12 protein-coding genes are annotated in these 13558 nt (G+C 70.6%); 10 read left to right on the forward strand and 2 right to left on the reverse strand.

Annotated elements, in window-relative coordinates; all coding sequences use genetic code 11:
- Positions 1-48 precede the first annotated feature (48 nt).
- Positions 49-621: a TetR/AcrR family transcriptional regulator gene (locus ACH49X_RS28080; protein ID WP_357209219.1), complete on the reverse strand. Its 573-nt coding sequence runs from the start codon at positions 619-621 to the stop codon at positions 49-51.
- 101 nt (positions 622-722) lie between these two features.
- On the opposite strand from ACH49X_RS28080, the gene ACH49X_RS28085 reads away from it, so the two are divergent.
- From ACH49X_RS28085 to ACH49X_RS28110, 6 genes are all read left to right on the forward strand, one after another.
- Positions 723-2144 (forward strand): MFS transporter, encoded by a 1422-nt coding sequence (locus ACH49X_RS28085; protein ID WP_357209217.1) that lies wholly within the window; start codon positions 723-725, stop codon positions 2142-2144.
- Between the two features lie 332 nt (positions 2145-2476).
- On the forward strand, positions 2477-3538 hold the full coding sequence (gene pheS / locus ACH49X_RS28090; RefSeq protein ID WP_067808284.1) for a phenylalanine--tRNA ligase subunit alpha: 1062 nt from the start codon (positions 2477-2479) through the stop codon (positions 3536-3538).
- A 33-nt stretch (positions 3539-3571) separates the two neighbouring features.
- A complete protein-coding gene (gene pheT, locus ACH49X_RS28095; RefSeq protein WP_357111327.1) occupies positions 3572-6079 on the forward strand; it encodes a phenylalanine--tRNA ligase subunit beta in 2508 nt (835 codons plus the stop codon).
- Between the two features lies 1 nt (position 6080).
- A complete protein-coding gene (locus ACH49X_RS28100; protein ID WP_195082782.1) occupies positions 6081-6848 on the forward strand; it encodes an alpha/beta hydrolase in 768 nt (255 codons plus the stop codon).
- A gap of 37 nt (positions 6849-6885) precedes the next feature.
- Positions 6886-7404: a hypothetical protein gene (locus ACH49X_RS28105; protein WP_357111324.1), complete on the forward strand. Its 519-nt coding sequence runs from the start codon at positions 6886-6888 to the stop codon at positions 7402-7404.
- Positions 7405-7440: 36 nt separating this feature from the next.
- The gene (locus ACH49X_RS28110; protein ID WP_195082784.1) at positions 7441-8463 is read left to right on the forward strand and encodes a hypothetical protein; all 1023 of its coding nucleotides are present in this window, start codon (positions 7441-7443) and stop codon (positions 8461-8463) included.
- 3 nt (positions 8464-8466) lie between these two features.
- Here ACH49X_RS28110 and ACH49X_RS28115 read toward each other — a convergent pair whose 3' ends face one another.
- Positions 8467-8967: a DUF3558 domain-containing protein gene (locus ACH49X_RS28115; RefSeq protein WP_195082785.1), complete on the reverse strand. Its 501-nt coding sequence runs from the start codon at positions 8965-8967 to the stop codon at positions 8467-8469.
- A gap of 320 nt (positions 8968-9287) precedes the next feature.
- On the opposite strand from ACH49X_RS28115, the gene ACH49X_RS28120 reads away from it, so the two are divergent.
- Genes ACH49X_RS28120 through ACH49X_RS28135 form a run of 4 tightly spaced genes read left to right on the forward strand, consistent with a single transcriptional unit; the run spans position 9288 to position 13405 of the window.
- Positions 9288-12053 carry a nitrate- and nitrite sensing domain-containing protein gene (locus ACH49X_RS28120; RefSeq protein ID WP_357209216.1) on the forward strand — a complete coding sequence of 922 codons (2766 nt, stop codon included), beginning with the start codon at positions 9288-9290 and terminating at the stop codon, positions 12051-12053.
- A 41-nt stretch (positions 12054-12094) separates the two neighbouring features.
- Complete coding sequence (locus ACH49X_RS28125) at positions 12095-12478, forward strand: roadblock/LC7 domain-containing protein (RefSeq protein ID WP_357111350.1); 384 nt, start codon at positions 12095-12097, stop codon at positions 12476-12478.
- The gene (locus ACH49X_RS28130) at positions 12475-12819 is read left to right on the forward strand and encodes a DUF742 domain-containing protein (protein ID WP_195082786.1); all 345 of its coding nucleotides are present in this window, start codon (positions 12475-12477) and stop codon (positions 12817-12819) included. Before ACH49X_RS28125 ends, ACH49X_RS28130 begins: the two co-directional genes overlap by 4 nt.
- A gap of 37 nt (positions 12820-12856) precedes the next feature.
- The gene (locus ACH49X_RS28135) at positions 12857-13405 is read left to right on the forward strand and encodes a GTP-binding protein (protein ID WP_397071321.1); all 549 of its coding nucleotides are present in this window, start codon (positions 12857-12859) and stop codon (positions 13403-13405) included.
- The last annotated feature ends 153 nt before the right edge of the window (positions 13406-13558 follow it).

A 13558-nucleotide genomic window follows, 5' to 3' on the forward strand; every position in this document is an offset into this window, starting at 1 on the left:
ACGGTCTCGCTATCGGGCCGTGTCGCGCCGCGGAGTAGCCGGAGGTCGTCAGTCGCCTTCGGTGGCGAGGTCCGCGAGGATTTCCGTTGCCCATGTCGCGGGCACCGCGTCCGGGCCCGCCACTCGCATCGCGCTCATCACGGTGAGCAGCATTCCGGTGGCGAGGAAGCGGCGCGTCTCGGTTTCCGGCGCTCCGGTCAGGTCGCGGATGAGGCGGTAGATATCGCCGAAACGAGACCTGACCTGGTCGCCGATCTCCGGGTCCGCGCTGGCCGCGAAGCCGTGCAGCAGCAGTTGGAGCAGTTCGCGTTCGGCGAGGAACACCGAATAGCCGCTGGCGAGGGCGGCGAGGGCTTCCTCCGGCGGCGCGTCGGGAGCCGCCTCGGCGCGCGCGGCACGGAAGATCTCCTCGATCCGGTCGCACACGCGATGCAACGCGGCGCGGAACAGGTTCTGCTTGGTGCCGAACAACCGGATCACGTAGGGCTGTGACACGCCCGATCGGCGGGCGATCTCGTCGGTGCGGGTGGCGGCGTAACCGGCTTCGGCGAACGCGGAGACCGCCGCGCCCAGCACCTGCTCGCCCCGCTCGGCGGCTGTCATCCTGTTCGTTGTCGCCATGGTGCTCCGTTTTCGCTGGTCCACGCTTGCCTTGACATGTTATCAGTCGATGCATACTGTTCGAGACATTAGTTATCAGTCGATTACAACTAAGGCTGGAAATGACCGAGACACTCCCCTCCACCGCGCCTGCCGCCGTGCCGGAATCCCTCGGCGCGGGCAGGCTCGCCGCCGTGCTCGCGGCGGTCGGTATCCCGATGTTCATGGTCACGCTGGACAACCTGGTCGTGACCAACGCGCTGCCGGTGATCCGCACCGAGCTGGGCGCTTCGCTGGCCGACCTGCAATGGTTCGTCAACGCCTACACGCTGTCGTTCGCCTCTTTGCTGCTCACCGCCTCCGCCCTCGGTGACCGGCTCGGCAGGCGGCGGATCTTCCTGCTCGGCATCGCGGTGTTCACGCTGGCTTCCGCGGTCTGCGCGCTGGCGGCCGGACCGGGCATGCTCATCGCGGCGCGGGCGGTACAGGGCTTCGGGGCCGCCGGCGTCATGCCGCTGTCGCTGACGCTGTTGTCGGCCGCGGTGCCGGAGAAGATGCGCAGCGCCGCCATCGGCATCTGGGGCGGGATCGCCGGCCTCGGCGTCGCGCTGGGCCCGCTCATCGGCGGCGCCGTCGTCGAGGGACTGAGCTGGCAGTGGATCTTCTGGGTCAACGTGCCGATCGGCCTGGTCGTGCTGCCGTTCGCGCTGAGGGTGCTGACGGAGTCGTGGGGCGGCAGCAGGCGGGTCGACCTGCTGGGGCTGCTGCTGTCGGCGGGCGGCGTGCTCGCCGTGGTGTGGGGCGTGATCCACGGCGCCGAGGACGGCTGGACGTCTCCTGGCGTGCTGTCCGCGCTGGTCGGCGGCGCGGTGCTGCTCGGCTGCCTGATCGTCTGGGAGCTGCGCGCGCCGGAGCCGATGCTGCCGCTGCGTTTGTTCCGCTCCCGCGCGTTCCGGGTGAGCAACGTGACCGGCTTCACCTTCTCGATGGGCGTCTTCGGCTCGATCTTCCTGCTCGCCCAGTACTTCCAGATCGTGCAGGGCTACGGTCCGCTGCAATCCGGTATCCGGACCATGCCGTGGACGATGGCGCCGATGGTCGTCGCTCCGCTGGCGGGTCTGATCGTCGACAAGGTCGGCGCCCGTGCCTTGCTCACCACCGGGCAGATGGCGCTCGCCGTCGCGCTGGCCTGGATGGCCGCGGTCACCTCCGTCGACGCGAGTTATCTGTCGTTCGTGGGTCCGTTCGTGCTCGGCGGCATCGGCATGGGCCTGACCTTCGCGCCGAGCGCCACCGTGGTGATGGCCGCGGCCGCGGAGCAGGACCGCGCGATCGCCTCGGGAACCAACAACACCCTGCGGGAAATCGGTGTCGCCATGGGCGTCGCGGTGCTGGCGTCGGTGTTCGCGGCGCGGGGCTCCTACCTGGACCCGCAGAGCTATGTCGACGGACTGGTGCCCGCGGTGTGGGTCGGCGCCGCGATCGTCGCGGTCGGCGCACTGGTGTCGCGGTTGCTGCCAGCCCACGTCACCGCCGCGCGCTGACCGCCGAACTGTCGCGCGACGCCCGGCCGCAGGCTACCGCCCTGGCCGGGCGTTCCGGGGCAGCCGCCGGAACTGCTCGCTCTCGACCCGCCGCCTGCGAGGTGGTGGCGGTCTGTGCCGTTCGGGACGGGTGACGGTGCGGGACATCGTTCCCCGCCGGGGCCTGGCACGTCCGGGTGTGTGACAGCCGAGCTACCACACGGCTCGCGCGGCGCGGTGGGTAATCCGCGTGAATCCGTCAATGCCCATCGAATACGATTGCGACCAGCAGCAATGCGGGCAGGCGAGCAGCGGCGCCCGCGAATTGATCCCCAGGGGAGAGACGGAGCATCGTGGCCGACGACATCGACGCAGGCGAGCAGAACGCAGCGCTGACCGAGGAGGCACTGGCCGCGGCAGCGGCGGCCGCCGAGAAGGCGTTCGCCGCTGCCGCCGACCTGGATGCGCTCGCGGTCGCGAAAACCGAGCACCTCGGCGGCAAGGCGCCGCTGGCGCTGGCGCAACGCGCGCTGGGCAGCCTGCCCAAATCGGAGAAGGCCGACGCGGGCAAACGGGTCAACGTCGCCAGGTCCAGGGTGTCGGAGGCGTTCGAGTCCCGCCGCGCCGCGTTGCTGGCCGAGCGCGACGCCGCCGTGCTGGTCGCCGAGACCATCGACGTGACGCTGCCCGCGCGCAGGGCGGCCGTCGGCGCGCGGCATCCGATCACCGTCATCTCCGAGCAGATCGCCGACGTGTTCGTCGCCATGGGCTGGGAGGTCGCCGAAGGTCCCGAGGTGGAGACCGAGCACTTCAACTTCGACGCGCTCAACTTCCTGCCCGACCATCCGGCCCGCACCATGCAGGACACCTTCCACATCGCGCCGGAGGGCTCGCGCCAGGTGCTGCGCACGCACACCTCGCCGGTGCAGGTGCGCTCGATGCTGGAACGCGAGCTGCCGATCTATGTGGTCTGCCCCGGACGCACCTTCCGCACCGACGAACTGGACGCCACGCACACCCCGGTGTTCTCCCAGGTCGAGGGTCTGGCGGTGGACAAGGGCCTGACCATGGCGCATCTGCGCGGCACGCTGGACGCGTTCGCCCGCGCGCTGTTCGGGCCGCAGACCCGTACGCGCATGCGTCCCAACTACTTTCCGTTCACCGAGCCCTCCGCCGAGGTCGACGTGTGGTTCCCGGACAAGAAGGGCGGTGCGGGCTGGGTCGAATGGGGCGGCTGCGGCATGGTGAACCCGAAGGTGCTGATCGCCAGCGGGATCGATCCCGAGGTGTACAGCGGGTTCGCGTTCGGCATGGGCCTGGAGCGCACGCTGCAGTTCCGCAACGGCATCCCGGACATGCGCGACATCGTCGAGGGCGACGTGCGTTTCACGCTGCCCTTCGGCATCCGGTCCTGACCCCACCCTTCGATCGAGAGAGCGAAACGTCAAGTGCGAGTAGCGCAGTCCTGGCTGACCGACATCATCCAGCGCACCAACCCGGAGTGGTCGGTGACGCCGGAGGAGCTCGACGCGGGATTCGTCCGGGTCGGGCTGGAAGTCGAAGAGCTCGACAAGCTGGAGCGGATCACGGGCACGGAGGAGGGCGGCGCGCCGCTGGTGGTCGGCCGCGTCGCCGAGATCACCGAACTGACCGAGTTCAAGAAGCCGATCCGCTTCTGCAAGGTGGACATCGGCAAGCCCGAGTTGCAGGAGATCATCTGCGGCGCGCGGAATTTCCGGGTCGGTGACCTGGTGGTGGTGGTGTTGCCCGGCGGCGTGCTGCCCGGCGGATTCCGGATCACCTCGCGCAAGACCTACGGCCACGTCTCCAACGGGATGATCTGCTCGGTCGCCGAACTGGGCATCGGCAAGGACCATTCCGGCATCCTGGTGCTGGAACCGGGCACCGCGGAGCCGGGCGCGGACGCCAACGCGCTGCTCGGTCTGGACGACACGGTCGTCGAGCTGAACATCACGCCCGATCGCGGCTACTGCTTCTCGGTTCGCGGCCTGGCGCGCGAGCTGGCCTGCGGCTTCGATCTCGAGTACGCCGATCCGGCGGTGCGCACCCTGCCCGACCACGAGCAGCAAGCCTGGTCGATCCGGGTCGAGCCGGACTCCCGGTGCACCCGTTTCGCGGCACGGCGGGTCACCGGCGTAGACCCGAACGCGGTGAGTCCCTGGTGGTTGCAGCGCAGGCTGTTGCTGTCGGGCGTGCGCCCGATCTCGCCCGCGGTGGACGTCACCAACTACGTGATGCTGGAGCTGGGGCAGCCGCTGCACGCCTTCGACGCGAGCAAGGTCTCCGGTGGTCTGGTGGTCCGCTCCGCGCACCGAGGCGAGACGCTGCGCACCCTGGACGACGTGGAGCGCACGCTCGACGCCGAGGACGTGGTGATCGCCGACGATTCCGGCGTCATCTCGCTGGCCGGGGTGATGGGCGGCGCGAGCACCGAGGTCGGCGCGGAGAGCACCGACATCCTGCTCGAGGCGGCCACCTGGAACCCGTTGCTGATCTACCGCACCGCGCGCAGGCACAAGCTGGTGTCGGAGGCGGGTAAGCGGTACGAGCGGGTCGTCGATCCGGAGATCAACGTGGCCGCGCTCGATCGGGCGGCCACGCTGCTCGCCGAGATCGCCGGCGGCACGATCGAACCCGTGTTGACCGACATCCGCGTCCCGGTCCCGGCTCCCGAGCCCATCCGGATGGACATCGATCTGGCCGACCGCGTCGCGGGCGTCACCTACCCGACCGGGACATCGGCGCGCCGCCTGGCCCAGATCGGCTGCACGGTCGAGGTGGGCGTCAGCGAAGCCGGGCACGGTCAGCTGGTGGTGACCCCGCCGAGCTGGCGTCCCGACCTGGCCCAGCCCGCCGACCTGGTGGAGGAGGTGCTGCGGCTGGAGGGTCTCGAGCAGATCCCGTCCGTGCTGCCCACCGCACCGGCCGGGCGCGGGCTCACGCCGACCCAGCGCCGTCGCCGCGCCGTCAGCCGCGCGCTGGCGTTCGCCGGGGCCGTGGAGGTCCCGCCGCCGGTGTTCCTGCCCGCCGGAGTGTTCGACACCTGGGGTCTGGACGCCGACGACCCGCGCCGCGCCACCACGAAGGTGCTGAACCCGCTCGACGTGGAACGTGCCGAGCTGGCCACCACCCTGCTGCCCGGCCTGCTGGAGGTGGCCGTCCGCAACATCTCGCGCGGCGCGCGTGACCTGGCGATCTACGGCATCGCGCAAGTCGTGCTGCCGGGGGCGAACACCAGGCCGGTCGATCCGCTGCCGGTGGACCGGCGTCCCACCGACGAGGAGATCGCCGAGCTGCTGGAATCGCTGCCCGAGCAGCCGGTGCACGTGGCCGCCGTCCTGACCGGCCGCCGCGAGCCGCGCGGGCCGTGGGGGCCGGGTCGTCCGGCCGAAGCCGCCGACACGTTCGCCCTCGCCGACGCCGTCGGTGACGCGGCCGGCGTGACCATCGAGCGCCGTCCGGCGGCTCATCTGCCCTGGCATCCCGGTCGCTGCGCCGAGCTGGTGGTGGACGGAACGGTCGTCGGCCACGCGGGTGAGCTGCATCCCGCCGTGCTGGAACGCTCCGGTCTGCCGCCGCGCACCTGTGCCGTCGAACTCGACTTGGACGCGCTGCCGCTGCGAGAATCCCGGCCGGTCCCGATCGTGTCGCCGTTCCCCGCGGTGCTCCAAGACGTCTCGGTGAGCGTCGAGAAGGCGATCCCGGCGGCCTCCGTCGAGTCCGCGCTGCGCACCGGCGGTGGCGAACTGCTGGAGGACATCGCGCTGTTCGACGTGTACGAGGGCGCTCAGGCGGGTGAGGGGCGCAAGTCGCTCACCTACGCCCTGCGTTTCCGGGCCACCGACCGGACGCTCACCGAGGACGAGGCCAGTGCCGCGCGCGACGCGGCGGTCGCGGCGGCGGCTGACGCGGTAGGCGCGGTGCTGCGGGGCTGACGTGCGACACCCGGCCCGTCCGATCCTCAACGCGCTGACCTATCTGCCGGAGCGGACAGTGCTGCAGACTCCGGCGGTACTCGGCATGGAGTACACCGACCTGTCGCTGCCCACCTCGGACGGTGAGACGGTGCACGCGTGGTGGATGCCTGCCCGCGATCCGGTCGGGCACATCCTGTTCGCGCACGGCAACGCGGGCAATCTCGGCGACCGGGTGCCGATCTTCGCGCTGCTCACCGAGGCCGGTTTCGACGTGCTGGCCTTCGACTACCGCGGATACGGGCGCAGCACCGGGAAACCGACCGAGCACGGTACCTACCTGGACGCGCGGGCGGCGCGCAGCGCGTTGCTGGCGCAACCCGGTGTCGATCCGAATCGCGTGCTGTACCTGGGCAAGTCCCTCGGCGGCGGTGTCGTGCTCGAACTGGCGCAGCACCATCCGCCTGCCGGAGTGATGCTGATGTCCACGTTCAGCGGCCTGCGGGACGCGGCGCGCTCGGTGTATCCGTTCCTGCCCGCGCCGCTGGTGCCGAACGCCTATCCGAACGAACGCCGCATTCGCGCGCTGCGCTCCCCGGTGCTGATCATGCACGGCGATCAGGACGAATTGCTGCCGCTGCGGCACGCGCGGCGGCTCTACGCCGCGGCGCGCGAGCCGAAACGGCTGGTCGTCTTCCCTGGTGCCGGGCACAACGATCTGATCGTCGTCGGCGGCTCGGCCTGGTACGACCTGGTGCGCGAGTGGGCGGGCGCGCGCGTGCGGTCGTGAACGGCCGTTGGCGGTCGAGCGTGCGTAGCCTGGCGGTATGAGCGACAACAGCGATATCGCGAGCCGGCTGGCCGGACTGTCCGACGCGGAGCTGGCCGGTGTGCTGCTGGCCGCCACCGCGGGGCGTTCCGGGTTCGCGGCGGTCCACGCGGCGCTGGTCGGCCTGCTGGAAACCGGCGATGCGGCAGGGGGCGGCGATGTGACTCCTACCACCCCACCCGGCGAGCCCGTGCTCGCACCGCCGACGCCGGATGCGTCGGGCCAGGTGGGCGGCAGTTCCACGGTACCGGCGGTACCGGTACCGCCGCCGGGTATGCCGGAGTCCGCCGGCGGCGGCGGATATTCGGCCTCCGGTGTTCCTACTTTCGAGTCAGTTCGCGATAAGGTCGAGCATCGCTACGGGGCCGCGCAGGGGATGGGCGAACTCGACCGGCAGACTCCGGCGGGCCGCAGCGTTGACGAACAATGGCAGGCACGTGAGCAGGCCGCGCGTGAGCGCCTGGACCGGATCCGGAAGTCGTTGCACGGCAACGACCCCGACCCGCACCAGTCGTGATCCGCGCCGGGCGCGCCGGACGATGGGTGGAATTCGATGAGCGAGCCGCGTGAGATCGCCGAACGGTTACTGGACGCCCAGGTGGCGTTCTTGCTCGCCGAGGTGACCGGCGAGCGTTTCGCGGAGGTGGTCGCGCGCGACACCGAGGCGGTGCTCGGTGTCGCCGACACGCTCGTCCTCCGCGACGTCGTGGAGCTCGGGCAGGCCAAGCAGACCGTCCGCACCGTAGTCGAGTTGATCGGCGGCAGTCCGGTTTTCGCCGACATGGTCGGGGTGTTCGCCGACTCGATCTACGACCACATCGCCGCCAACAACGACTACACGCTCGGCGAGGTGGTCGAGCGCGAGCCGGTGGAGGCGCTGCTGGAGAAGATCTTCGGCATGCACCAGGCCCAGGAGCGCATCCTGGACCGGCTCACCGAGAGCCCGCTGGTGGCCACCGTCGCCTCGAAGTTCGTGGACAAGCTGATCAACGATTTCATGCAGGCCAACCGGGAGCGCGCGGAGAAGATCCCCGGTGTGTCCTCGCTGATGTCGCTGGGCCAGTCCGCGGCCAATCGAGCGAAGAAGGCCGCCGACGGCACGTTCGTCGGCGACCTTGCGGGCAAGGGCGCGCTGTTCGCGCTCAAGCGCACCAACAACGCCATCCGCGAGATGCTGCGCGACGCTCCGGTGCACGCCGCCGCGATGGAGTTCTGGGATCTGCACGCCGACGAACCGGTCAGCGGCCTGCGCGACTACCTCAGCCAGAAGGACCTCAACGAGCTGGTGCTGCTGTGCTACGAGATCGCCGTCACCACCAGGGAGAAGGAGTACTTCGGTCTGCTGCTCGACGAGTGCGTGGAGGTGTTCTTCACCAAGTACGGCGATTACACCGTGGCGGCCATGCTGCCCGAACTCGGCCTGACCGGCGACGACATCGTCAAGGAGATCCTGCGGTACGGACCGGCGGTCATCGAGGGCGCGAAGCGCGACGGCGTTCTCGCCGGGCTGATCCGCGAGCGCCTCGCACCCTTCTACACCTCCGACGAGGTGCTGGGCATCCTGGCTGGTAGCTGACCGCTACTTCGGCAGGGCCGGGACGATCGCCTGGCCGATGGTGGCGAGGCGATCGCAGGGGTTCTGGTCCGCGGTCTTGTTGACCAAGGTCAGTTGCAGCAGGCCCTGCCGGGCGGGGAACAGCACGTCGCACATCTGGTCTTTGGCGGCGTCGTCGACGCGGAACTGGCGTCCCGGCCGTCCGGCGATGGTGACGTCCTGGAAGTCGACATTGCCCGGCTTCCGCTCGAACTCGGCCACGGACATGCCGTTGGAGAACACGCCGAGGGTGAAGTCGGCACCCTTCCATCCGCAGATCTCCCAGCCGGGCTGCTTCACACCGCCGACGCCGACCTGTTTGCTGGCCGGGTCGAGTCCGGCGCTCGTCAGCGCGGCGTCGGGGATGCCGGTGCAGGGATCGAAGAGCTGCGTGGCTGTGCTCGCGGCTTGCGTCGTGGTCGCCGCGGGCGAACCGCCGGACTCGTCGCCGCAGGCGGCCAATCCCAACGCGAGTGCGATCGTCAAGGGAACCAACGTAATTCGGTGCGCCATCCAGCCCTCTTGCCCTTCGGGTGTGTCGCGCCGGACTGTATCAGAGCCGGCCCGGGAGGTTTCGCGGCGGGCGAAGGCGGGTATGAGGCAACGGAACTGGGCTTCCGCTCGCGTGCTGCGGATGCCGGTTTTGTCATGCTCGTAACCCCTCGTTGCCAGTGTGTTTAGAAGTCCGCACAGTGTCCGTTTTGCCCGATTCTCGCGTTGACGAAGGGTGGGGCCTGTGACAGTTTCCCCTTGATTTCCGCGTGCTCGCTGCGGCGCAGGCGTGGCGGCTGATCGGAGGAGCAAGGGTGGAGCGGTCACCTGGACGACCGGAGAATTCCGGCGGCACACCGGCTGTCGCGCTCCGCACCCTCGACGGTGAACGCCAAGTGTCCGGCAGCGCGATAGTGCGTCCGCGAACCATCCGCGGGCAGCTGGCCCGCATCCTCATGGTGTCGCTCGTTCTGGTACTCGCGTTGCTGGGCGGGATGGTGGCGAGCGAGCTGGACGCCTACCGGAAGAGCGAGAACACGGTGGCGGGGGTGGCGCTGGCGCTGACGGTGCAGGATCTGGTGCACGAGACACAGCGCGAGCGCGGCCTGACCAATGGTCTGCTCGGCGGCGACCAACGCCTGCGGCAGCCGGTGGACGATCAGCGCGGCGCGGTCGACCGCGCCATGCAGGCCCTGCGGCAGGCGGTGGCGGACGGACCGCCCGGCGCGGAGCGGGTGCGAGCCGCCACACGGCCGCTCACCGATCTGGACGCGACGAGGTCCAGGATCGACGAGCGCCGCACGTCCCGGCAGGCGGCGTTCCAGTACTACACCGACGCCATCGACGCGCTGAACCACCTGTTCCTCGGTCTCGACCAGGCCGCAGACCCGGTGGTCCGGCACGGGCTGCAAGCGCTGTACGCGCTGGGTGAGGCGAAGGAGCAGACGGCGCGCGAGCGCGGCTTCCTGAACGGCGTCTTCGCCGCCGACGCCTTCGGTCCTGGCGAGTACGTGCAGTTCCTCGACATCCGCGCGGCCAAGCTGGCCGGTCTGTCCGCGTTCGCCCGCGACGCGACCGGGGCACAGCAGGCGCGCCTGGACGCCGTGCTGGACGGCGCCGACGCGGTCGCGGCCGCTGAGGCGGAGAACATCGCGATCGCCTCCAGCGCCGGGCCGCTGGCGCGCCCGGTCGATCCGATCGCCTGGTGGGCACGGATGACCGCGGTCATCGACGAGCAGCGCACGGTGCAGCAGTCGGTCGGCGCCGACGTGCGGCAGCGCGCGGAAGTGTTGCTCCGCGCCGCCGCCGTGACCCTCGGCGCGTTCGTGCTGGCCGCGCTGGCGGCGATCGCGGTGGAGGTGGCTCTCGTCGTCGCCGCGGTGCGCGCGATCGTCCGGCCGCTGGCCACGCTGGCCGCGGATGCCGACGACGTGTCCGGTCGGCGGCTGCCCGAGGTGATCTCGGCCTGGCGCACCGGCGACGACACCCGGCCGCCGGACCCACCCGCCCCGGTGCGAACGCCGCACGGTGCGAGCGTCGAGATCGCGGCCGTGGCCCGCGCGCTGGATCGGGTGCAGTCCACCGCCTTCGACCTCGCGTCGGAGCAGGCGCTGGTGCGCCGCAACACCACCGAGTCGATGGTCAGCCTGGCTCGCCGCAATCAGAATCTCGTCCGCCGCCAGCTCGGCCTGATCAGCGAATTCGAGCGCGAGGAGCTCGATCCCAAGGCGCTGTCGAACCTGTTCGAGCTCGACCATCTGGCCACCAGGATGCGCCGCAACGCCGAGAGCCTGCTCGTGCTGGTCGGCGAGGCGGGCCCGCGCCGCTGGGCCGAACCGATCCCGCTGAGCGACGTGATCCGCGCGGGGCTGTCCGAGGTCGACGACTACCGCAGGGTGGCGCTGCGGCGGATGGACGAGGTGCTCATCACCGGCGCGGCGGCCAGCGAGCTGGCCCACATGCTCGCGGAGTTGATCGAGAACGGGCTCGCGTTCTCGCCACCGGATGTCGAGGTGGAGATCTACGGCCGCGCCGGGCCGAACGGGTACCTGCTCGCGGTGGTCGACCACGGCGTCGGCATGCCCGCCGAGCACTTGGCCCAGGCCAACGCGCGGTTGCGCGGCGAGCAGGACTTCGTCGTCGCGCCCACCCGTCATCTCGGCCACTACGTGGTCGGCAGGCTCGCCGAGCGGCTCGGCATCGGCGTGGAACTCAGCGTCTCCCCGGTCAGCGGCATCGTCGCGCGCCTGACCCTGCCGCCCGGCATGCTCGACACCGAGCCGCAACTCCGCGACGAGTCCATCGGACAAGCCCCCTGCGGGCGGGCCACCGAATCCGCCTCCCGAACCGCCACGGAGCGCGATTCCGCTGCGATGGGTTCAAGTGCGCCGCGGCCCGGTACGGCCACCGCGGCCACCGCGTCGGCCACTGCGGCCACCGCGGCTGATGGGTCGATCGCCGGGGCTGATGGGTGGACCGCCGGGGCTGATGGGTGGACCGCCGGGGCTGATGGGCGGACCACCGCGGCTGACGGGCCGATCGCCGGGGCTGATGGGCGGACCACCGCGGCTGACGGGCGGACCACCGGGGCTGATGGGCGGACCACCGGGGCTGATGGGCGGACCACCGGGGCTGACGGGCGGACCACCGCGGCTGACGGGCCGATCGCCGGGGCTGATGGGCCGATCGCCGGATCGGCGCCCTACACCCAGCTCGTCGTGTCGCGATCCGGGCCGGCGGCGAGCGCAGGACTCGTCGAATCCCGCCGCGCGGGAGGACGATCCGATCCAGCGCCGGACCAACCCGCGGCGCGGCACACCAAGAACGGCTTGGTGAAACGAAACAAGAAGGCCCGGGCAGCGTCGGCTCGCGTGCGGCCCGACGCGGAGCCCCGGCCGGAGCAGGCGCCCGTGGTCGAGCGCTCGCCCGAGGAGATCCGCGGCATGCTGTCCGCCTTCCGGGCGGGACATCAGCGCGGCGCGCCCGCACGACACGCCGCTCCCGCGCGGAACGACCGCATCCACGCCGCCGCCGCGGCGTCCGAATTCCAGCCCGCGACCATGACAGAGGAGATCCGGTGACCACCCCCATATCGAGCGCCGACCCGCACACGTTCAATTGGATGCTGGCCAACTTCGTTCGCGCGACCGACGGTGTGCGCGAGGCGGTCGCGGTGTCCTCCGACGGCCTGCTCATCGCCATGTCCGACGGCTTGGACCGCGCCTCCGCCGACCGGCTCGCCGCGATGGTGTCCGGGCTGGCCGGGCTGGCCCGCAGCGCCTCGCGCAGTTACTCCTTCGACGGCCTGAAGCTGATCATGATCGAGATGAAACGCGGGTTCCTGCTGGTCTCCGCCATGGGGGACGGCAGCTGTCTGGGCGTGATCGCCGACAGCGGTTGCGACGTCGGCCTGGTCGGCTACGAGATGGCGGTGCTCGCCGAGCGCGCGGGCGCGCTGCTCGACCCCGCGCTCATCGCCGAACTGCGCGGGTCGCTGCGGCGATGAGACACGAGCCCGCTTTCGGAGCAGACCGTTTCGTGCGCCCCTTCGTGGTCACCGCCGGGCGCACCACACCGCTGCTGGACGGACTGCGCATCGAGACGATGGTGTGGGCCGATCCGGCCGCGCTGTCCGCGCCGCTGCGCTTCGAGCAGCGCACTCTCGTGCGGCTGTGCCAGCGGCCGCATTCCATCGCCGAGATCGGCGTCGCGCTCGGCGTCCCGATCGGCGTCGCCAAGGTCGTGGTCAGCGATCTCGCCGCCACCGGGTACGTCTCCGTGCGCTCCGCCGACCAGCTCACCGCCGCCGCCATCGAGAGGATCAGGGACCTTGTCCGGGCACTCTGACATGCGAACCCCGACCATGCCGTCCTCGGTGAAAATCGTGGTCAGCGGCGGTTTCGGGGTAGGGAAGACGACGTTCATCGGAGCCATCTCCGAAATCGAGCCGCTGGTGACCGAGGCGGCGATGACCGAGATGGCCGTCGGCGTGGACGACGCGGGACATCGGGTCGACAAGACGCAGACCACCGTCGCCCTGGATTTCGGGCGCATCACCCTGGACAGCTCGCTGCTGCTGTACCTGTTCGGCACGCCGGGCCAGGACCGTTTCGTCTTCCTGTGGGACGACTTGGTCGACGGTGCGCTCGGCGCGGTGATCGTGGTGGACACCGGCCGCGTCGACGACTGCTACCCGGTGCTGGACTACTTCGAAGGGCGCGGCACGCCTTTCGTCGTCGCGGTCAACCGCTTCGACGGCGGCACCCGCTTCGACCTCGCCGAGGTGCGCGAGGCGCTCGAACTCGACGACTGGATCCCGGTGCTGGAATGCGATGCCAGGCAACGTGATTCGGTCAAGGAGGTACTGGTCTCGCTGCTCGAACAGGTGCTGTCGCACCGAGCGGATCACCTCACGGCCCTGGACGCGGGCTGAGTCGTCGGCCGGTGCCGTGCCCTGGCGCGCACCCGCCGGAAGGCGCGCGCGCGTCACCTCGCCGGATGCGGCGTTCGTCGCCGACCCGCGCGACGGATGGCGGCAGTGCGCCGAGCGCCGATGAATTCGCCGCGCGCGCCTCGTCTGTACTGT

It is taken from the genome of Nocardia sp. NPDC019323, from assembly GCF_044389845.1.
Lineage (GTDB): Bacteria > Actinomycetota > Actinomycetes > Mycobacteriales > Mycobacteriaceae > Nocardia > Nocardia implantans.